This window comes from Brevibacillus sp. FSL K6-2834 (assembly GCF_038592925.1).
Taxonomy (GTDB): domain Bacteria; phylum Bacillota; class Bacilli; order Brevibacillales; family Brevibacillaceae; genus Brevibacillus; species Brevibacillus borstelensis.
On the sequence record NZ_CP151945.1, the window covers coordinates 2,157,501 to 2,178,336 of the forward strand.

Annotated in this window: 17 protein-coding genes and 9 tRNA genes (1 of these 26 running past the window's edge); 19 read left to right on the forward strand and 7 right to left on the reverse strand. The window is 52.5% G+C overall.

Annotation, left to right across the window (positions count from 1 at the left end):
• From NST96_RS10615 to NST96_RS10640, 6 genes are all read left to right on the forward strand, one after another.
• Positions 1-47: transfer RNA gene (locus NST96_RS10615), tRNA-Ser, on the forward strand; it begins 44 nt to the left of the window's first position.
• Positions 48-56: 9 nt separating this feature from the next.
• A tRNA-Met gene (locus NST96_RS10620) sits at positions 57-133 on the forward strand.
• Position 134: 1 nt separating this feature from the next.
• A tRNA-Trp gene (locus NST96_RS10625) sits at positions 135-208 on the forward strand.
• A gap of 22 nt (positions 209-230) precedes the next feature.
• A tRNA-His gene (locus NST96_RS10630) sits at positions 231-306 on the forward strand.
• A 4-nt stretch (positions 307-310) separates the two neighbouring features.
• Positions 311-384, forward strand: a tRNA-Cys gene (locus NST96_RS10635).
• 6 nt (positions 385-390) lie between these two features.
• Positions 391-467: transfer RNA gene (locus NST96_RS10640), tRNA-Arg, on the forward strand.
• A gap of 220 nt (positions 468-687) precedes the next feature.
• Here the strand turns inward: NST96_RS10640 and NST96_RS10645 are convergent.
• Positions 688-948 carry a hypothetical protein gene (locus NST96_RS10645; protein ID WP_024985113.1) on the reverse strand — a complete coding sequence of 87 codons (261 nt, stop codon included), beginning with the start codon at positions 946-948 and terminating at the stop codon, positions 688-690.
• Positions 949-1,148: 200 nt separating this feature from the next.
• Complete coding sequence (locus tag NST96_RS10650; protein ID WP_003387497.1) at positions 1,149-1,463, reverse strand: hypothetical protein; 315 nt, start codon at positions 1,461-1,463, stop codon at positions 1,149-1,151.
• 543 nt (positions 1,464-2,006) lie between these two features.
• Between NST96_RS10650 and NST96_RS10655 the strand changes: the two genes are divergently transcribed.
• The 4 genes from NST96_RS10655 (at position 2,007) to NST96_RS10670 (ending at position 4,917) form a co-directional block, all read left to right on the forward strand.
• Positions 2,007-2,088 (forward strand) — tRNA-Leu (locus NST96_RS10655).
• 33 nt (positions 2,089-2,121) lie between these two features.
• Positions 2,122-2,198 (forward strand) — tRNA-Glu (locus tag NST96_RS10660).
• Positions 2,199-2,453: 255 nt separating this feature from the next.
• A complete protein-coding gene (locus NST96_RS10665; RefSeq protein ID WP_003387495.1) occupies positions 2,454-3,692 on the forward strand; it encodes a glycosyltransferase family 2 protein in 1,239 nt (412 codons plus the stop codon).
• Positions 3,693-3,957: 265 nt separating this feature from the next.
• The gene (locus NST96_RS10670) at positions 3,958-4,917 is read left to right on the forward strand and encodes a TIGR01212 family radical SAM protein (protein WP_024985114.1); all 960 of its coding nucleotides are present in this window, start codon (positions 3,958-3,960) and stop codon (positions 4,915-4,917) included.
• Positions 4,918-4,972: 55 nt separating this feature from the next.
• Here NST96_RS10670 and NST96_RS10675 read toward each other — a convergent pair whose 3' ends face one another.
• Positions 4,973-5,701: a glycerophosphodiester phosphodiesterase family protein gene (locus NST96_RS10675; protein ID WP_024985115.1), complete on the reverse strand. Its 729-nt coding sequence runs from the start codon at positions 5,699-5,701 to the stop codon at positions 4,973-4,975.
• Positions 5,702-6,048: 347 nt separating this feature from the next.
• Between NST96_RS10675 and ablB the strand changes: the two genes are divergently transcribed.
• Positions 6,049-6,888 (forward strand): putative beta-lysine N-acetyltransferase, encoded by an 840-nt coding sequence (gene ablB / locus NST96_RS10680; protein ID WP_024985116.1) that lies wholly within the window; start codon positions 6,049-6,051, stop codon positions 6,886-6,888.
• A gap of 15 nt (positions 6,889-6,903) precedes the next feature.
• Here ablB and NST96_RS10685 read toward each other — a convergent pair whose 3' ends face one another.
• Entirely contained in the window at positions 6,904-8,463 is a 1,560-nt protein-coding gene (locus NST96_RS10685) for a PucR family transcriptional regulator (protein ID WP_031931727.1), read from the reverse strand.
• A 143-nt stretch (positions 8,464-8,606) separates the two neighbouring features.
• Between NST96_RS10685 and NST96_RS10690 the strand changes: the two genes are divergently transcribed.
• From NST96_RS10690 to NST96_RS10720, 7 genes are all read left to right on the forward strand, one after another.
• Complete coding sequence (locus NST96_RS10690) at positions 8,607-9,959, forward strand: aspartate aminotransferase family protein (RefSeq protein WP_003387490.1); 1,353 nt, start codon at positions 8,607-8,609, stop codon at positions 9,957-9,959.
• A gap of 18 nt (positions 9,960-9,977) precedes the next feature.
• Positions 9,978-10,670 carry a CoA transferase subunit A gene (locus tag NST96_RS10695; protein ID WP_003387489.1) on the forward strand — a complete coding sequence of 231 codons (693 nt, stop codon included), beginning with the start codon at positions 9,978-9,980 and terminating at the stop codon, positions 10,668-10,670.
• A complete protein-coding gene (locus NST96_RS10700) occupies positions 10,652-11,329 on the forward strand; it encodes a 3-oxoacid CoA-transferase subunit B (RefSeq protein ID WP_003387488.1) in 678 nt (225 codons plus the stop codon). Before NST96_RS10695 ends, NST96_RS10700 begins: the two co-directional genes overlap by 19 nt.
• Before the next feature lie 12 nt (positions 11,330-11,341).
• Positions 11,342-12,613, forward strand: a complete 1,272-nt coding sequence (locus tag NST96_RS10705; protein WP_003387487.1) for a peptidase — start codon at positions 11,342-11,344, stop codon at positions 12,611-12,613.
• A gap of 45 nt (positions 12,614-12,658) precedes the next feature.
• On the forward strand, positions 12,659-14,020 hold the full coding sequence (gene gabT, locus NST96_RS10710; RefSeq protein WP_003387485.1) for a 4-aminobutyrate--2-oxoglutarate transaminase: 1,362 nt from the start codon (positions 12,659-12,661) through the stop codon (positions 14,018-14,020).
• Positions 14,021-14,101: 81 nt separating this feature from the next.
• Positions 14,102-15,520 carry an aldehyde dehydrogenase family protein gene (locus NST96_RS10715; RefSeq protein WP_003387484.1) on the forward strand — a complete coding sequence of 473 codons (1,419 nt, stop codon included), beginning with the start codon at positions 14,102-14,104 and terminating at the stop codon, positions 15,518-15,520.
• A gap of 156 nt (positions 15,521-15,676) precedes the next feature.
• A tRNA-Ser gene (locus NST96_RS10720) sits at positions 15,677-15,765 on the forward strand.
• 102 nt (positions 15,766-15,867) lie between these two features.
• Here the strand turns inward: NST96_RS10720 and NST96_RS10725 are convergent.
• A complete protein-coding gene (locus NST96_RS10725; protein ID WP_003387482.1) occupies positions 15,868-16,176 on the reverse strand; it encodes a DUF3817 domain-containing protein in 309 nt (102 codons plus the stop codon).
• Positions 16,177-16,743: 567 nt separating this feature from the next.
• Here NST96_RS10725 and NST96_RS10730 point away from each other — a divergent pair.
• Positions 16,744-18,318: an acyl-CoA synthetase gene (locus NST96_RS10730; RefSeq protein ID WP_003387481.1), complete on the forward strand. Its 1,575-nt coding sequence runs from the start codon at positions 16,744-16,746 to the stop codon at positions 18,316-18,318.
• A 75-nt stretch (positions 18,319-18,393) separates the two neighbouring features.
• Here the strand turns inward: NST96_RS10730 and NST96_RS10735 are convergent, their stop codons facing one another.
• Both NST96_RS10735 and NST96_RS10740 read right to left on the reverse strand, forming a co-directional pair.
• Positions 18,394-18,537, reverse strand: coding sequence for a hypothetical protein (locus NST96_RS10735; RefSeq protein ID WP_003387480.1), 144 nt, complete (start codon positions 18,535-18,537; stop codon positions 18,394-18,396).
• 92 nt (positions 18,538-18,629) lie between these two features.
• Entirely contained in the window at positions 18,630-20,801 is a 2,172-nt protein-coding gene (locus NST96_RS10740; protein WP_003387479.1) for an exo-beta-N-acetylmuramidase NamZ domain-containing protein, read from the reverse strand.
• Positions 20,802-20,836: the final 35 nt, after the last annotated feature.

Here is a 20,836-nt window from a genome sequence, read left to right on the forward strand (position 1 = left end):
TAGTACGCGTAAGCGTAGCGAGGGTTCGAATCCCTCACTCTCCGCCATATCCGCATGGCGGTGTAGCTCAGCTGGCTAGAGCGTTCGGTTCATACCCGAAAGGTCGGGGGTTCGAGCCCCTCCGCCGCTACCATAGGGGTATAGTTTAAAGGTAGAACGAAGGTCTCCAAAACCTTTGGTGTGGGTTCAATTCCTACTGCCCCTGCCAAATGGATTTGGTTTTGTACATGGCGGTCGTGGCGAAGTGGTTAACGCACCGGATTGTGGCTCCGGCACTCGTGGGTTCAAGTCCCATCGATCGCCCCAATATGGGAGTATAGCCAAGTGGTAAGGCACGGGTCTGCAAAACCTTCACCCCCGGTTCAAATCCGGGTACTCCCTCCATATCACGTCCCAGTAGCTCAGCAGGATAGAGCAACGGCCTTCTAAGCCGTCGGTCGGGAGTTCGAATCTCTCCTGGGACGCCATCTCTTAAAAGAAAACCTCCCGTAGACTTTTTTAAGTCCATGGGAGGTTTTTTGACGTCAACTTCCGCTATGGGTCTCGCAAAGATGAGTGTTCTACGGATGCCGTTTCTGTCGGATGATGAAACACCCAGACATCCGGGCGAAACGAGGAAGAAGAAAACGAACGAAGAAACGAACAAACGATGCGTGCCTTCCGAAAGAGGGGACAGTTGGTGGGTATTCAATCGACAAAAGGATTGTAATTGTATAGTCCGCCAAAATACCGCTTATCTGCGATCTGAGTGGCCTCGGATTTCTCTTTCTCAAGAGATGCTCTGATTTCATCCCAATATTCAGGTGTTGCATCGGACAAGTCTACATTCATTTTCTCCCCGATCAGGTTACGGATTAGCTGCCAATCGTCGGGGTGCTCGTATTTCTTGACCCCGCCTCCAATTAACCTGATGTCATGCAAGGTACGTTTGATGTCATCCGGAATCATGGATTACCTCCATAAAGAACAAATGTACACTCAGTTTGACCTGAAAGGGTCATTTATATCCAAAAGAGTAGGTCTTTTTCCATCGACGGAAGCTGGAGCAGACGGCAGCTAGATCAGAGAGCAGCTGGATCAGCCAAAGATACTGGCCGTTACAAAAGCCACTGACGACATGCCAGTGGCTTGAAAAGGTCATTCATTCATTATTTGACAGAGTAGGAGTAGATGCTAACGCCGCCGTCATCCCATACTTTGAGCGTTACATATCCAGGCTTCTGGAACTGAAACGTAAGCTTTCTGCCATCGAATACTACGTTTCCGACCAGGTTGGCTCCTTCTGTGAACTCATAGTCATTGCCGTATTTTGTATCCCAGTTGCCAACATACACGACTCTACGAGAAGCTTCAGTCACTGCTTGATTAGTTGAATCTACGGATACTTTTGCAAATGTCGGAGTGATGCTGCTGCCAAGAACAAAAACAAAAGCGAAAGCCCCAGCACTCAATTTTTTCCACATAAGCGATTCCTCCCAGAAAATTGTATTTTTCTTACATTTTTATAATATAACTGTTATCTAATAATTGTATATATTAGGAAATTACTATTTTTGTTTTTCCAATTGTTATAAAGAGTCTCAGATTTTGAAAAAGTTAGAATCGCTCCTGCTACTTCATTACTTTTACGGTCAGGAAGATTATTCAGTGAATGAGTCGAATACATGTCGAAATCTCGACATTCCTGTCGGTTCCAGTTGTTTTATTGGTAGGGCTGTCGTTTTGTAAGAGCAAGCAGAAGTAGTACGAAGAATTAGGATTCGTGTCGAAAACACATTAGTATAAAGAGAAACGAGGAGTACCAAAATTCCTATTGACTCGAAAACTACAACCGTGTATACTTCGTAATTGTGAGTGAATCTGCAGGAATCATTCGGGACCATAAGTCACCTTCAAGTATGATGAAAAGGCTTATATGAGGTATTCGGAGATCAGCAAAGCGCTCTTGCTTTTAAAGCCAGTAGGTCGGGAATGCGCATCTTCCTAGGGCTTTCTATTATCAACCTGCGGTCGTGGTGGAATTGGCAGACACACCATCTTGAGGGGGTGGCGGGGCGACCCGTGCGAGTTCGAGTCTCGCCGACCGCATTATGTTCTGAAGCGGGAGAAATCCTGCAATCTGGCCCGTTGGTGAAGCGGTTTAACACAGCAGCCTTTCACGCTGTCATTCAGGGGTTCGAATCCCCTACGGGTCACCACTTTTTTGGCATACGGGTTTTAGACTAAGCCTTTTCCGAAGGCTTTTTTTTCTGCTTACTGGCATGGATTCGAATAGAACCGAATAAAGGTGGGAATGGTGATAGAAGTGCCTCTTTTTTTTCCCACTTTTGGGTCATTGCGATATACTGAATTTTGAGGTACACTCCCAATTGAGAGAGAGAGAAGAGTAAAAATTTGGAAAAACACTGCCTGAATCAAGAAAAAAATAAGATTTAGGTCGAGGAGAAGAATCCATGAGTGAATTGAAAGAGATCATTGAGGGACTGTTCATCGGATTTACTAGTACGGTAGGTGTAGTAAGTACGTACCAGACACTTGTTTCATGTGCGGGCTTGTTCCGTAAAAAGGAGCAGGTTACACATGAGCCACAAAAGACATTTGCCGTCCTGGTTGCAGCACACAATGAGAGCGCCGTAATTGCGCCGCTTATCGAGAATTTGAAGAAGCTGGATTATCCGCGCGAGATGTACGATATTTTTGTTATCTGTGACAACTGTACGGATAATACAGCCGAGATCGCACGTCAGCATGGAGCCTATGCTTGTGAGCGTTTTGACACGTCGAAGCGAGGCAAAGGATTCGGGATTGAATGGATGCTGGAAAACCTGTGGGCAAGGCCTAAGCAATATGATGCCGTCGTGATGTTTGACGCTGACAACCTGGTAGAAAAGAACTTTTTACGTGTCATGAATGACCGCTTGTGTAAAGGAGCACGGGTCATCCAAGGATACCTTGACTCCAAAAATCCATTTGATTCGTGGATTACGCTTTCATACGCTGTGACTTACTGGTTCACAAACCGCATGTGGCAATTGGCACGTCACAATCTGGGACTTCCAAACACTTTGGGAGGAACAGGGCTTTGCATTGAAAGCAACTTGTTAAAAGAGATGGGCTGGGGAGCTACCAGCTTGACGGAAGACCTGGAGTTTGCCACCCGCTGTATTGAGCGGGGGATCTACCCGACATGGGCCCATGATACAAAGGTGTGGGATGAGAAGCCGATCGACTTGAAAGCTTCTATGCGCCAGCGCTTGCGCTGGATGCAGGGTCATTACGATGTGGCCGGCCGCTATATCGGTTCGGTGCTGAAGAATGGCCTGCTCAAACGTAAACTAGGCATGCTTGATGCGGCATTTTACCTGTTTCAGCCGATGTATGTGCTGATGGTAACGATGATGTCGATCCTGTTCCTGGGCCGCTTTTTGGAGATCGAGATGCTCATGCCGGCGGCAACCATATTGCCAACCTGGCTTGTTTATGGCTCGACAGCAGTCTTCTACATGCTGCCGCTTCTTGCGCTCTATCTTGATAAAGTGCCGTGGAAAGGGTACTTTGGGCTATTGCTGCTGCCTTTCTTCTTCCTGACATGGCTGCCGATCATGTTTTATGCATTTTTTACAAAGAAGAACCAAGTGTGGAGCCACACATCGCATACTCGTGCGATACGCATCGAAGAGATTCAACAATAGCACAGCGTAAATGTAAAACCACAGGGAAAACGTGCCCTGTGGTTTCCTGTATTGCGCTTCCCCTCTCGACCTATCTGTCTGGTATAATGGAGAAGTCGCATCTGAAACACTTTATGCAAAAGAACCGCGGTTATGGTATCGCGAAACGTATATAATGAGTTGTTGGACAGTTTCTCAGGAGGCTACGGGCAGGATTGTGGACGTGGTTTCAACGAAAGTGGATTCGAAGAGCATGGCCGCCAAGAAGGGAGATAAGATGATGAATATGCAAATAAAACCGTTGGACACCCCGCAACTGTGGGGCGACAAACGTTATCATACATGGAACTACCATCTCCGCCAAACATTTCAGGAGAAGGTGTTTAAAGTGCCGTTGGACGGGGGGTTCAGTTGTCCGAACCGGGATGGCAGCGTCGCAACGGGAGGCTGCACGTTTTGCAGTGCCAGGGGATCGGGAGACTTTGCCGGGGATCGACGGATGGATCTGGAAAGACAGTTCCATGACGTGAAAAACAGAATGCATCAAAAATGGCCGGAAGCGAAGTACCTTGGTTTCTTTCAGGCATATACCAATACCTATGCTCCCGTGGAAGAGCTGCGCGAGATGTATGAGGTTGTACTGAAACAGGAGGGAGTCGTCGGACTTTCAATCGCCACACGCCCTGACTGTTTGCCGGATGACGTTGTCGAATATTTGGCCGAGCTGAATGAACGAACGTATTTATGGGTAGAGCTCGGCTTGCAGACCATCCATGAACGGACCGCACAATTGATTAACCGTGCGCACGATTATCAGTGCTACCTGGACGGCGTGGAAAAGCTGCGGAAGCATAACATCCGCGTCTGCTCGCATATTATCTACGGTTTGCCGGGCGAAACGCACGAAGACATGATGGAGACGGCCAAAGCGGTGGCCAATCTGGATGTCCAGGGCATTAAAATCCACCTGCTGCATTTGCTGCGCAAGACTCCGATGGTCAAACAGTATGAGGCTGGCCTGCTGGAATTTTTGACACAGGAGGAATACACCAAGCTGGTGGCCGACACACTGGAGATTTTGCCGCCGGAGATGATCGTGCACCGTGTCACCGGAGATGGACCGCCTGATCTTCTCATCGGTCCGATGTGGAGCCGTAAAAAATGGGAAGTGTTGAACGGAATTGATGCCGAGCTCGTTCGCAGAAACAGTTGGCAAGGGAAGTTTCATACACCGTGTTCTCGATAAGAAAGAGGGCGTCCTCAACCGTCTCTGACGGTTGGCGGGGCGCCCTCTTTTCGTCTCATGGTTTGTGCAGGGCTTTTCTCGCTCTGCCCGGGTAATTGGTGATGATGCCGTCAACGTTCATTTTGGCGGCATCACGTATGCCGGCAGTTGAATTAATGGTCCAGCCGACGACGCGAAATCCGTTCTCTTTTGCCTTGCTGACCAACGCGGAAGTCAATTGATCTTTGGGTACGTGCAATTCGTCGACGCGATACCGGCTCCCGACCTCCCAAGGGTTATGGAGCGGCCCGATATACAGCAAGGCGGTCGTCTGATTGGGATCAAGCTCTTTGACAGCAAGCAGACTGTCAAAATTAAAAGAGGAGATAACTGTGCGGCTCGTCAAATCGTATTGTCGGATCAGCCCGATCACGTATTCCTCCAGTTGGGGTTGGGCAAAGAAGAAGTTTTTGAGCTCGATGCAAAAACGCAGTTTCGTCGGGGCAAATGTGTGGAGCACCTCGCGCAAAGTAGGGATTCGGATGTGCTTTTGGCGTGATGGAACGGCCTTGTCAGCGCGAAATTTTTTCAGCTCTTCCCATGTATGCTGCCGCACGGTTCCACGTCCGTTGGTGGTCCTCTCGAGGTGGTGGTCATGAATCACGACCACCTTGTCATCCTTGCTCAACTGAACATCCAGCTCAATCCCGTCTGCGCGACGTCGCACAGCGGCGCGAAAAGCCTCCATCGTATTTTCCGGATAGCGGCCGGAAGCACCGCGGTGAGCGTAGATCAGTGGTGTCAAGAGAGCTTCCTCCTTCCGTTCGGTCCTGCACAAGTGGTCCTATTACATACATATGTATTGCGCCCCTCGCTACTACCAGAAGAGAGGGGCGCAATGGTATTTACGTACATGAGCAAAGCACGATAACGAGCAAAATGAACAGGACCAGTATAAGGGTACTGTTGTTGTTCCGGCTGCAGCTCATCTGATTCTCTCCTCTCGGCAGTCTAGCGTACTTTATCCTATGTCTGCCTGTCGTGATTGGCACTCGCCAAATACCTACGCAGTTTTGTACAGTCTGGAGGATGAATGATCTGAGCGACATGATACAATAGCAGCAAGAGAAACAACGGGAGGGGCGGTTAGTCATGCTTGATGTGTCTGCGATGATTTCAACAGGAGATCTGGTTATTGATCACCGGAACAAACGGGTGAAAGTACATGTTTATGACCCGGAAGCCATTACTGACTTGCACGGGAAAATGATCGAATGCGCCCAACAGTCTGAAGCGACAAAGTTGATTGTGTACGCAAAACGAAAGGATGTGCCGGCCTGGCTTTCACTCGGCTACCGCCAGGAAGGAGTGATCGACGGTTTTTTTCAGGGAGAAAACGCGTACATGCTCGCCAGCTTTTTGACAGAGGAGCGGGCCACCTCCATGCACCATCTTGCCGAGGAGGAGATCCTGCAGCTCAGCTTGTCCAAGCGCCCGGAGACAAAAACGCTGCCGGTAGGGTACAGCTTGCGCGAGGCAACCGAAGAAGATGCCGAGGAGCTTGCCAGTCTGTATAAGACGGTGTTTGCTACTTATCCGACCCCCATGGATGATCCAGAATACGTTCGAAAGACGATGAGGGAATCAACCTACTATATCGTCGCTGAGCATGATGGACGGATCGCCTGTGCGGCCTCGGCGGAAGTGACAGAGCGTTTCGGTTCGGCGGAATTGACGGACTGTGCCACGCATCCGGACCACGCGGGGAAAGGGCTGCTTCAGCCGATCTTTACGGCGCTGGAAGAAAAGATGAACGGGCAGGGCATTTATTACTTGTACACCCTGACCCGCGCCCAATCGGCTGGAATGAATATTACAGCGGCAAAACACGGCTATGCTTATCGAGGCCGTTTGATAAACAACTGTACGATCTTTTCCGGCTATGAAGACATGAATATATGGGTGAAATCGCTCCGCCCGACCCGGGAGTAGCCCTTCCCGCGTTCCTTACTCCGGCGGAAAGAGCTGTTCCTGCAGCCGGCGCGCCATCAGCGCCAGTTGCAGCTGCCATCGCTGGTGGGCGTCGTCCAAATCACAGCCTGTTTTCTCTCTGATTTGAGCCAGCCGGTATGTGAGCGTGTGCCGGTGAATATATAGAGCCTGAGACGTTTGTAAACCATTTCCGTTATGCATAAGGTACATGTCCAGCGTCTCGAGGAGCTGCTGCTTATGCTTCTGATCGTAGCGCAGCAGAGGCTCCAGAAACGGCTTCCAGATCGCCTCAAGCATTTCGGCTTTGTGATGGTACGGAAAGAGAAACTGATAGCCTTGCATCTGCTGGTACGACAGCAGAGCGGGAGAACGCACCAGCAGCGGGTAGGCCTGCAGGGCAAAGAGCGCTTCTTGCACGGCTTCGTCCAGTTCGGTCAGGCGTCCGCGTGGGGAGCTCAGTCCAATTCGCAGGTCGTGCTCGCGATGAAGCCTGTCCCAACGGGCAGCGAACTGTTCCAGCAAAGCAAGACTGGTCTGGTCATGCGGCATGATGAAAAACAAAGAGTGTGGTCTCTCCCGCAGCAGATAGGGGCGATTGTGCGAGTCAAACAATCGCTTCATGAGTGTTATGCAGGCCTGATGAAGCTCAAAGGAAGAGCGGTCGACAGAGGCCTCTACCTGCACGGCCGCGACAAAGTGAGCACCGGACAACGGATAGCCGAGCATGCGGCAGCGGCTCTCCAGTTCGGCAGGAGCCAGTTCTGTGCCGCTGAGCAGTTCTTCCACGAAATCTCCTTTTAGTCTCCATTCCGTCGCTGCTACCGCGTTTTCTTTGATATATTCCATCGCGCAAAGCGTAGCGGCATGCTGCAGTGCTACATCATCCAGATCTTTCCACTCTTCCCTCGGCTTGGCCAATCGCAGTGTCCCGAACTTCTCGCGATGGGCCCGAATTTCAACCGTATGGATTTGCTCTTTTTCCTGGTCTTTGCCGCTTCGATCGGCCTGCTGTCCAGCGTCCCCTTCGTGATTGCCGTAAACCTTGAATCCGAGCGCGTCTGTCAAAGAAACGCGGCCGCCTGTCAGTGACGCCAGCTTCTCCACGATTGCCCGGAGTCCGCCTTTGGAGAGGGCGGCTTCAATCATCTGACGGTGTATGGCTTGCGAATAGGCGAGCGTTTCGAATTGCCGATTGACGATAGGTTGTAGGATTGCTTTGGTAATCGTTGAAAAGTTCATTTCAACGGGAATTTCGATAAGCGGCAGGTGGTGGCGGTCGGCCATCTCGATCAAATCAACAGGGATTTCCCGCAAATAAAAGCCGGTATGAAAGGCGATGCCGCTAAGTTTTTGCTTGGCCAGCGCCGGGATGAGGGAGGCCCTGCGCTTCGCGTCTTCGGCCAGACCAAAGCCGGTCGTGATCAAAAACTCGCCTTCCTGCAGACGTCCTACGTCCTCCAATACCTCTACAATTGTCACCCAGCGGATGGGATTGTCCAAGCCCTCTGCGCCACCGACCAAACGAGTTTGAACCATGTCAGGGAGCTGCAGCGCTTCGCGTATGGTGATCGTCATTTTTTTCGAACCCCCTACGAATCTCTTATACAAAATGTATAAAACATTCCGTCTCTTTGTCACGCTTTTTCTTCCAGGCAGTCGAATGGCACCGTCATGCTCATTCGCTACGATAAGGGAAGAGAGAAGGAGAGGTGGCTAGCATGCAGAGAAGTTATGTCATAAAGCCTGAGCTTGGCAAAGAGTATCCCCGGGTTTCCCATGGCAAAGGGATTTACCTGTACGATACGTCGGGCAAACGATACATCGATGGTTGTTCCGGTGCGGTAACGGCCAGCATCGGCCACGGCGTCGAGGAAATTGCCGAAGCGATGGCGGAGCAAGCACGCAAGGTCTCTTTTGCGTACCGTTCGCACTTTAGCAGCGAGGCAGTCGAAGAGCTGGGCGCCAAGCTTGCCGAATGGGCTCCGGGCGAGCTCAATTGGAGCTTTTTCGTCAACAGCGGCTCCGAGGCGACGGAGACGGCGCAGAAGATCGCGATTCAATACTGGCAGGAGCAGGGAAGACCGTCGAAGACGAGAATGATCTCCCGCTGGATGAGCTATCACGGCATTACGATGGGGGCGCTGTCGATGTCCGGGCATGTGCTGCGCCGCAAGCGGTTCGTTCCGCTGTTGGCTGATTATCCGGCCATCTCGCCGCCGTATCCGTACCGCAGACCGGATGGCATGTCCCTGGAGCAGTACGCGAGGCTTTGTGCTGATGAGCTGGAGACGGCCATTTTGCGGGTCGGTCCGGAGCAGGTAGCGGCTTTTATCGCCGAACCGGTCATCGGCGCTTCTGGCGGCGCTGTCGTGCCTCCTGACGGCTACTTCCAGCGCATTCGGGAGATTTGCGACAAATACGACGTCCTGTTTATTGCCGACGAGGTCATGACGGGGGTGGGAAGGACGGGCGAGAAGTTCGGGATTGACCACTGGGGCGTCAAGCCTGACCTGATAACGCTCGGCAAGGGGATGAGCGCGGGCTACACGCCGATGGCAGCAGCGATGGCCACGGAAAAGATCATCGATACGATTACACGCGGCTCCGGTCTGATCATGGCCGGACACACGTACAGCGCGAACCCGCAGTCCGCAGCCGTTTCGCTCGCCGTGCTTCGCTACGTGGAAGCGCACAACCTGGTCGAGAAGGCAGCTGTACAGGGAGCCTACCTGCTCAGAAAACTGCGGGAGCTGGCGGACGAGTCTCCGCTTATCGGAGAAGCGCGCGGTCTCGGGCTGTTGTGCGGTCTGGAGTTCGTCAAAGACAAACGGACCAAGGAGCCGTTCCCGCTTTCCAGGGGAGTTGCAGCGCGGGTCATTTCCCGGGCGTTCGAAAACGGCCTGCTCGTCTATCCGGCGACAGGAGGATTGGAAGGCGTAGCGGGCGACTCGGTCATCCTTTCGCCGCCGCTGACGATTACGACAGAGGAAATTGACGAGCTTGTAGACTTGCTGAAAAAGTCCGTTCAGCGTGTACAGGAAGAAATGAGACAGGAAATGCAACTGACCTGATCCAGGGGAGGAGGACACATGGCGAACCAGTTTGACAAGGTAATCACAGTCGAAGAAGCACTCGCCCATTTTCATGACGGAATGACGCTGATAGCGGGAGGCTTTGGCGGGGTAGGCAATCCACCTACCCTGATCCAGGGCATTCTCGACAAAGGAATCAAAGACATCACGCTGATCAGCAACGATACGGCATTCCCACATATCGGCGTAGGAAAGCTGGTGACAGAGCGGCGGGTCAAGAAAGTGATCGCTTCGCATATCGGCTCCAATCCGAATGCCGGGGCGCAAATGACTGCTGGAGAGCTGGAGGTGGAATTTTGTCCGCAGGGCATCCTCGCAGAGCGTGTACGCGCTGGCGGAGTGGGTCTGGGCGGAATTTTATCCGATATCGGCATCGGCACCATTGCGGAAAAAGGCAAGGAAAAGGTGTTGGTGGGGGGCAAGGAATATTTGCTTGAAACGCCCTTGACTGCGCAGGTAGCCATCGTACATGCGAAAAAGGCGGACCGCTTCGGCAATCTCGTCTACGACACCAGTGCCCGCAATTTCAATCCATTGGTAGCAATGGCGGGCGATATCACGATCGTCGAAGCTGACGAAATCGTGGAGATCGGAGCGCTTGATCCGGAAGAGATCGTCACACCTGGCGTCTTCGTCAACTACATCGTGAAAAGCGAGGGGGTGAACTGGCAATGGGCGTGGGAGAAGTAAAAGAAACGGAAAGCTTTCGTGAGAAGATCGCGCGGAGAGCGGCGCAGGAGATCGAGGACGGCATGATCATCAATCTGGGAATCGGCATTCCCACGTTGGTTGCAGACTTCATTCCAAAGGACAAAAAGGTTCTGTTTCACGCGGAAAACGGCATCCTCGGCACGGGTCCGAGCCCCGCTCCGGGAGAAGAAAATCCGATGCTGTGCAATGCCGGCGGCTTTCCCGTCACACTGGCGACCGGCGCTTCCTTTTTTGACAGCGCCACCGCTTTTGCCATCATTCGCAGGGGTCTGCTGGACATGACCATTCTCGGCGTTCTGGAGGTCAGCGAGCGCGGAGACATCGCCAACTGGATCGTGCCCGGGAAGCGCGTGCCCGGCATGGGCGGCGCGATGGAGCTGGCGCAGAAGGCAAAGAAGGTCATGGTGTTGACGACGCATCTGGACAAAAACGGGAGGTCGAAGATTGTGCGTGAATGCTCCCTCCCTTTGACTGCCGTAGGCGCAGCCCATCTGATCATCACCGATATGGCAGTGATGGAGGTTCGGGAGGATGGCTTGTATTTGAAAGAAGTCATGCACCCCTATACGGTGGCGGACGTGATCGGAGCCACAGAAGCGGAACTGAAAATGGACGAAGAGGTCAGAGTTTTCCGATAAAGGAGGATACCGATGACAAACTGGCAAGCGCTGATACGGGAGCAGATCGAGAAGGAACGGGCTGCCGCAACGCAACTTCTGCAGGAGTGGGTTCGCGAGCCGAGTGTTCAGGGAGAAGAGCGTTCCATCCAGGAAAAAATCGCGCAAAGACTGCACGCCATGGGAATGGAAGTGGATCTTTGGGTGATGGGAGGAGAGGAGCTGCTGAAGCATCCCTATTTTGTATCGCCGAGAAGCGAATTTTCAGGCAGTCCGAATGTCGTCGGCGTCTGGAAGGGAACCGGCGGCGGCCGCTCGATCATCTTGAACGGACACGTGGACGTGGTGCCTGCCGGAGACCCTGCGCAATGGTCACACGATCCGTTTAGCGGCGAGATCGAGGAGGGGAAACTGTACGGGCGCGGCTCCACCGACATGAAGGGCGGCAACCTCTCCTCGCTGCTGGCGATTCAGGTCCTGCAAGCGCTGGGCATCCGGCTGAAGGGAGACGTCATCTTTCAAAGCGTCGTGGAGGAGGAGAGCGGCGGAGCGGGGACACTCGCTGCAATCCTACGCGGATACAAAGCGGATGCGGCATTGATTCCGGAGCCGACCAACATGAAGATCTTCCCCAAGCAGCAAGGCTCGATGTGGTTCAGATTGACGGTGAAAGGCCGCTCTGCACACGGAGGCACACGCTACGAAGGAGTCAGCGCCATCGAGAAAAGCATGCAGGTCGTCACCGCGATCAGCAAGCTGGAAAAAGAGCGCAATGATCGAATCGTCGACCCGCTTTACGCAAAGCTGCCGATCCCGATCCCGATCAACCTCGGCGTGATTGAGGGTGGAAAATGGCCGTCTTCCGTAGCCGATCTCGTCAAGCTGGAGGGACGGATGGGGGTAGCCCCGGGCGAGAAGATGGAAGCTGCGAAACGAGAAATGGAAGAAGCTCTCGCAGCGCTTGCCCATGACGACCCGTGGTTCGCGGAGCATCCGGTTGAATTGGAGTGGTTCGGGGCCCGCTGGGTGCCTGGTGACGTGGGTGAAGATCATCCATTGATGGAGATTTTGCAGGATCAATTCCTCAAGGTAACCGGTGAGCGGGCGGTCGTGGAGGCATCGCCATGGGGAACGGATGGCGGGCTGCTGACAACCTTGGCCGATACTCCTGCGATTATCGTAGGCCCGGGTACAACGGCAGTCGCCCATTATCCGAATGAATCCGTCGAGCTGGATGAAGTATTCCGCTGCGCGGAGATATTTGCCCTGACGCTTATGGAGTGGTGCGGCTACGAAACAAAATGATGTGGTCTTGATAAAGAGAAAAGGGATGAAGGGAGCAGATCAAAAATGGATTCGACGACTACAAAGTACATTCAGATCAAAACACAGATTCCGGGACCAAAGGCTCAGGAGCTTCTGGCACGAAAGGAAAGCCATGTGCCGCGCGGTCCGTTCAACACCTTGCCGACCTTTGTCCAGAAGGCGGAAGGAGCGCTTCTGACTGATGTCGACGGAAATACGTTTATCGATTTTGCCGGAGCCATCGGGACGATCAATGCCGGCCACTGCCCGCCTGCGGTGGTGGAAGCCCTGAAGGAACAGCTTGATCAGTATATCCATACCTGCTTTCACGTCATGATGTACGAGCCGTACGTCAAACTGGCCGAGACTTTGAACAGAATCACGCCAGGGACGCATGCAAAGAAAACATTCTTCCTTAACAGCGGTGCGGAAGCTGTGGAAAATGCGGTCAAAATCGCCAGAAAGTACACGGGGCGAAAAGCGATTATTTCGTTTGAACGCGGCTTCCATGGCCGTACCTTGCTGGCGATGTCACTTACGAGCAAAGTGCGTCCGTACAAATACCAGTTCGGCCCGTTTGCTCCCGATGTGTATAAGATGAGCTATCCGTACTACTACCGTGCAAAGCCGGGAACGACTCCGGAAGAATGCGACGAACAAGTGCTGAGACGCTTCGAAGACTTCTTCCTGGGTGAAGTGCCTGCGGATGAAGTCGCGGCCGTCATTATGGAGCCAGTTCAGGGCGAGGGCGGATTCGTGGTACCGTCCAAGCGTTTTGTCCAAGGGGTAAAAGCAATCTGCGAGAAGCACGGCATCCTGTTCATCGCCGATGAAGTCCAGACGGGTTTTGGCCGCACAGGCAAAATGTTTGCGATGGAGCATTTCGGCGTAGAGCCTGATTTGATTGTCATGTCCAAATCGCTTGGGGCCGGGCTGCCGATCAGTGCAGTTACTGGCCGGGCCGAGATCATGGATGCTCCCAATCCAGGGGAGATCGGCGGAACATATGGAGGCAGTCCGCTCGGGTGTATCGCCGCTCTGAAGGTGATCGAAATGATGGAGCAGGAAGGCTTCATGGACAGAGCCAACCAGATCGGAACCAGGATTTTGCAGTGCTTCGAAGGCTTCAAGCAACGCTTTGAACAGGTAGGAGATGCGCGCGGCATTGGAGCGATGTGTGCTATCGAAATCGTCAAAGACAAATCAGGCAAAGAGCCAGACAAGGAATTGACGGCAAAAATTGCGCAAGCCTGCTGCCAGCGCGGGTTGGTCGTACTCACGGCCGGTCTTTACAGCAATGTCATCCGGATTCTCTCTCCGCTCGTGATTGACGACGAACAATTGGAGGAAGGTTTGGGTGTGATGGAGAAAGTGTTAGAGGAACTGTGTACGCCTTCACAAGCATAAAGGAATGGCTAGAATAGCGCGGACTGAAAGACGTATATCGGGAAAACTCATAGGAGAGTCGATGAGAGGGAGGCTGGATGGATGAAAAAAGCGTGCTACATTGGCGGGCAGTGGGTGGAGGCCAAAAACTACGCGCCGCTCTACGCTCCCTACAGCGGGGAACAGATAGCGGAAATCGCGCAGGCGGACGCCGAACTGGTAGAAAAGGCTATTTCCGCAGCTCAGGAGGCTTCGGTGGTAATGCGGCGCATGCCTGCTTATCAGCGTGCGGCTATTCTGGAGAAAATTTCATTCATCATGGACGAACGGCTGGAGGAGGCTGCCAAAATCATTGCGCTGGAGGCAGGCAAGCCGATCAAAACCGCTCGCGGCGAAGTGATCCGTACAATACAGACTTACAAATTCGCTGCGGAGGAAGCAAAAAGGATTCACGGCGAAACACTGCCGCTGGATGCCGCCATCGGAGGAGAAGGGCGCCTTGCATACACCGTGCGTGAGCCTTTGGGCGTGATTGGCGCGATCACTCCTTTCAATTTCCCGATGAATCTGGTCGCCCATAAAGTTGGTCCGGCATTGGCTGCAGGGAACACCGTCGTGCTCAAGCCGGCATCCCAGACGCCTCTCTCCGCATATTTTCTGGCGGAGGTTGCCGAGCAGGCCGGAGTGCCAGCGGGAGCACTAAATGTTGTGACCGGCAGCGGAGCAACAGTAGGCGATCTCCTCGTGACAGACCCGAGGGTGAAAGCACTGACCTTTACCGGCAGCCCGGCTGTCGGCATCGACATCCGCAATCGGGCCGGACTCAAGCGGGTTACGTTGGAGCTGGGCTCCAATTCTGCCGTCATCATCGATAAAGGGGTAAATCTCGACGAGGTCATCCCGCGCTGTATTTTTGGCGCATTTGCGTACTCCGGACAGGTATGCATCTCCGTACAGCGGATTTATGTGGTCAGGGATGAATACGAGACATTCGTGGAGCGCTTTGTGGCGGAGACCAAAAAGCTGGTCGGCGGCGACTCTCTGTCCGAGGAAGCAGACTACTCCGCGATGATTTCTCCGAAGGAAACGGATCGGGCCTTGGCCTGGATCGAGGAAGCCAGGGAGAGAGGCGCCAGGGTAGAATGCGGAGGAAAAGCAGATGGACGGGTGCTGCAGCCTACCGTATTGACAGGAGTTCCGGCAGACGCCAAACTGTCTTGCCAGGAGGTATTCGGACCGGTCGTCCTGATCAATCCGGTGGACTCTGTAGAGGAGGCGATTGAGTTCGTAAACGATTCTCGTTTCGGCCTTCAAGCCGGACTCTACACGCAAAACCTGTCACTCGCATTGAAAGCGGCAGATGAGCTGCATGTTGGCGGCGTCATGATTAACGATATCCCGACCTTCCGCGTCGACCATATGCCTTACGGCGGTGTCAAGGAAAGCGGCATGGGCCGGGAAGGAATCAAATACGCGATCGAAGAGCTAACGGAGTTAAAGCTGGTTGTCGTGAAGCGATAGGTTTCAGGAAGAGAAAGCTGCTGTCAAAGGCAATTGACAGCTGTTTTGAGGCCGGTACAGGAAACGAGCTTCCCCGTTTGGAGGAAGCTCGTTTTTGTAAAAAACGGTTGCTTTCAGTGGAATGAGTATGTTATAGTATAACTTGTTCAACCATGCGGAGGGATACCGAAGTGGTCATAACGGGGCGGTCTTGAAAACCGTTAGGCGGCAACGTCACGGGGGTTCGAATCCCTCTCCCTCCGCCATAAGAAAGCACTGCGAACAGGTCTTGCACCTGTTTTTTCTTTTTTTCAGATACCCCATCTATTCAAAAACGCTTGACGGGAGAAGGTCGTCAAGCGTTTCCTTTATGATCGCTTCATGGAAGCTTCTTCTTTTTTCAATTGTGCATCGAGAACAAAATTTCCAAACGGGATCAAAGACGCGACAAACGCGCCGAGCGCCCGCAGGATCGACCACCGGTTTGCGAAAAAGACATGGGCGAGTGCCAGCATGAACAATACGAAAAACACGCCATGCAAGGAACCGGCAATCGTCACAGCTTTTGGCATCTCCAGAAAATATTTCAGTGGCATGGCAATTCCAAGCAGGACGAGGTACGAAATTCCTTCGATGAGGCCGATAAAACGAAGACGGCCAAGGGGCGTTTTTAGCAAGGGGAACACCTCCAGTGAGTAAAGAACCAGTCTCCACTTATTCTATCGAGTTAAAGGGCATGTATCAATGGAACATAGGCAATTTTGAAATTTTTGCGATACATTTATGGCAAAAACCAAAACTTTCTTCCGTAGCCATCGACTTCATATCGCATGGTATGTACCCTTTGATATATTCTGTAGGTAAGCACTCAGACTAAACTTCTTGGGGGCTGCGGCGACTTACTAATGCAGATCGGGTCGCCGCATTTTTTTTGATTGGAGTAGGCAGGTTAACGGACCGGATTGAAACCATGCAAATATGGAAAGCGGGAGTTGTCGCGCTCGGGCAAAAAGAATTTGTCCAAGGTGCGGCTTGTTTCCGTTTACTAATATATCCCGGTTGAGTATATACTCGAATATATACTATACTATAGATACAACCTCATAACCTTGAGTTCTTCTCCCTGACTGATTTCGAGTCAGGGGTTTTTTACATTGCATGGATATATCGGGAAAGAATAATGATTCTATTTTTCTGAATATTCGTTGTATAATAGAGGCAGGAAAAATGACGGAGGGATGTCCATGAAAGAAATTCAGCGGGCGAGAAGGAATACGCTGGGAGATATTTTGCGCAGAAGCCGAGGCAGATTTCCGCAGAAGATTGCATTGCGCTTTGGGAACGAGGCGCTTACATACGAACAACTGGACATCCTGGCCAATCAGGCAGCGCATATGATTTTGGCGTCTGGACTGCAAAAGGGAGACAGGGCAGCTGTGCTCTCCCGCAATTCAATGGATTTTGTCATTCTCAACTTTGCCCTCGCCAGGGCGGGAGTGATTATGGTCCCGATCAATTACATGCTGAACGCTGACGACGTGGCCTTTATTCTGGGACATGCCGATGTGAAAGCGATCTTTGCCTCCCAGGAATTCCATCCAGTCGCCGACGAGGCGATTCGCCGATCAGGCTGTTCTCCGGTCCTGAGATGCTCGATCTCCGAAAAAACAGAGCAGGCAAATGACTGGGGCCATTTCCGTACGCAGCTCGCCCAATCGAGTACAGAGGAGCCGGAGCTGGAACTGGAGGATGACGATGTTGTGCATATTCTCTACACCAGCGGGACGGAATCCAGGCCAAAAGGAGTCATGCTGACGCATAAGAGTGTGCTGACAGAATACGTCAGTACGATTATCGACGGTGGAATGACCGAAGACGATGTCGCTATCCACGCTCTCCCGCTTTTCCATAGCGCCCAGCTGCATTGCTTCCTGGGGCCGTACGTCTACCTCGGTGCGAGCGGAATTATTTTGGAGCAGGCACAGCCTGCGCTCCTGCTGAAAACTGTCGAGGAGTACAAGGCGACACAGCTCTTTTGCCCCCCGACCGTCTGGATCGCCCTGCTCCGTTCTCCTGAATTTGCGGAGCGGGACTTGTCTTCATTAAAAAAATGCTACTACGGAGCAGCAATCATGCCTGTCGAAATCTTGAAAGAGCTGGGGCGGAGGCTCCCGAACGCGCAGTTCTGGAATTTTTACGGCCAGACAGAGGTAGCCCCGCTCGCTACTGTCCTAAAGCCCGCGGATCAAATCCGCAAAGCTGGCTCCGCCGGCAGACCGTCTCTGAATGTGGAAACGAGGATTGTCGACGATTCCGGCCAGGATGTGCCCCGCGGTACGGTGGGGGAGATCGTACACCGAACCAGCCACGCTATGCTGGGGTACTTCCGCGATGAAGAAAAAACGTCCGCAGCCTTTCAGGGAGGCTGGTTCCACAGCGGTGACCTCGGCGTCATGGACGAGGAAGGATATATTACCGTCGTTGACCGAAAAAAGGATATGATCAAATCGGGTGGAGAAAACGTCGCAAGCAGGGAGGTAGAAGAGGTGATCTACCAGCACCCGCTTGTTTCTGAAGTAGCCGTGATCGGAATCCCTGATCCATACTGGATCGAGGCGGTCGCCGCAGTCGTCGTTCCCAAAGCGGGAGAAGCCTTGACTGCCGAAGAGCTGCTTGACTTTTGCAAAGCCAGACTGTCTGCGTTTAAAGCTCCGAAGCATATCGTCCTGGCAGAAAACCTCCCGCGCAATCCAAGCGGAAAAATACTAAAACGGGAACTGCGGGCAAAGTACGAGAGTCTGGCCTCGCAGCAGAGCTAAAAAAGGCAGCCTTGTCAAAACGGATAAAGAATGCGAAAAAACCGCTTGATCGATCAGGCGGTTTTTCCCATGATTTTACGGTTCTACTTTCAGGCCTTCGAGCCAATCAGCGTAGCAGGAACTGCAAAGCAGCTCGTTCTTTTCCTCTGTCCCTTGAAAGAACGTGATGAGATGTGCCGTTTCGGATTCGTGCTCACAATAGTAGCAGGTGTAGCTCACCAGATGTTCCTCCCCATGTAGATGATCGTCAATGATATTGTTGCCGGAATAAAAACAACCAACTCACGAATGAGTTGGTTGTCGAGTCGCCATTATTTCACAGTGGCTACTGTGGATTTCTCTGCATGGATCGTTTCAAAGCGGTAACCATGTTCTTTGAGGAACTGGATTACGGCTGGAAGGGACTTGGCCGTTGCGCTCTTGGTCGCGGCGTCGTGCATCAGTACGACAATTTCTTTCTGATTTCTTACCTGCGCCTTTATATTTGCCAAGGCCGTTTCTGGCGTATACTTGCTGCTGCGGGCATCCCCGTTTGTGATATTCCAGTCAATAAACGTATAGCCGCGTTTGGCAGCCTCCGTTTTGATGGCACTCATCACCGTATGCTGGTTATTGTAGAGCGCTGCGTTCTGGTAGGTCTTGCTGACGGTATTGGTGCTGCCGCCTGGGTACCGAAAGACAGTCGGCTTGATTCCTGTTGCCTTTTCGATCAGTTGATTGCCTTTTTCCAGATCGGCGAAAAAGGAGGAGAGATCTTTATAAATCGTGCGATAGTTGTGGGAGTATGTGTGTCCTCCTACGACATGCCCCTCGGCAATCGCCCGTTTCAAAATCGCTTCGTGTCCCGGCACGCTTTTCCCTACGACGAAAAAGGTCGCCTTGACGTCATGGGCCTTGAGGATGTCCAGCACCTCAGTTGTAATCGGAGAAGGACCGTCATCAAATGTCAGATACGCCACTTTTTCCTGCGTCTGACTGCCGCCCGGCTTAGCTGGCGTCTGGTCGGCTGACGGAACTGAAGGTACGGCGGGTTTTGCCACCGGCTTCGGTTGTCCCGCCACAGACGGTTGTTTAGACTCGGGCAGTCCTGCCGATCCGCCAGACCCTGGAGTTGGCGTTGCTGTCGCAGTGCTGTTGTTTGATTGGTTCGGCAAAGGCGTTTGCGCGGCTGGCTTCGTCTGGGCTGTCGGCTTCGTCTGCGATTGTGAGCTGGCTGGACCTGGCTTGCCGGGAGCAGCAGGTTTTGCCTGTGAAATGCCCTTCTTTGATTGAATGGGCTGAACAGGAACGTAAGGCTGGTCATTGTAGATCAAATAGTTGCTGCGAAGCTTGCGAAATGCTTCCAGATCTTTTGCATACTTCTCCTCAATCTGTTTGGGGGACAGCCCCTGCTCCAGGTACTGGCCGATTTTGTTTGTTCCCATTACCAGATCAAACATCACTTTTGTCTTTCCGCTCTTCGGAACCTTGAAATGATTCAATTGATGAGCGTAGGTCAAAGCGTAAATCCCCGTTTTGGCCGGATTGAACAGATGAGGATTGGTGATCTGGAGCCGGACGCCGCCTTTTGAATCTTTCTTCTCGGGGAGAAAAACGACACCAGGCAGCAGCGCTCCGTTTAACAGATCAGCGTATTTGCCCGAATCGATCCCTTCGCCGCCGATCCAGCGGAAATTGTCAGCCTGGACGATTCCGGTTCCTTCTCCCAGGCCGGTTGCCATATAACCGAATACAGCAGCCAGATCCGGTATTCGCGGAGAGCTCGGAATCCAGTGAAGTCCGGTATCCTGGAACAGCATTTGACGCGTATAACCTTTCATGGGGATAACGGTCAGGTTTGCGTCGATGTTGCGGTTGAAAAATTGTGCCAGCTCGCCGATTGTCATCCCGTGTGCCATCGGGAGGGTGTCCACACCGACAAATGAGCGGTAGGCAGATTCCAGAACGGGCCCTTCGACAATGGTTCCGCCAACAGGATTGGGCCGGTCCAGTACGATGATCGGTTTGCCCTGCTCCTTTGCCGCCGTCATGCAGTATTGGAGAGTGGATATGTACGTATAGGTACGGGCTCCAATATCCTGCAAGTCGACCAGCAAAAGATCAATGCCAGCGAGCATTTGCTTTGTGGGCTTTCTTGTCGAACCATAGAGGCTGTAGACAGGAATGCCGTAGACGGGATGCTGGTAGGAGGCAACGTATTTGCCGGCCGGTGTTTTCCCATCCAGACCGTGCTCCGGTGTGTACAAAGCCGCCAGTGTCACCGATTTGTCCCGGCGAAGCAGGTCGATCGTGCTGATTCCTTGACTGCTTACACCTGTTTGATTTGTGACAAGGCCGACTTTTTTTCCTTTGATGACATGGTGAAATTGGTCGAATAGCACGTCGCTTCCGAGCAGAACCGCAGAAGTGTTCGCAAAGCTTCCACCAGGAGGAATGAGGGTTAAAATCAGGACAAGAATGAGGAAGGGGATAAATCGTTTCATAGCTTCGGCCTCTTTCGGGAAAAATGTCGTCGATG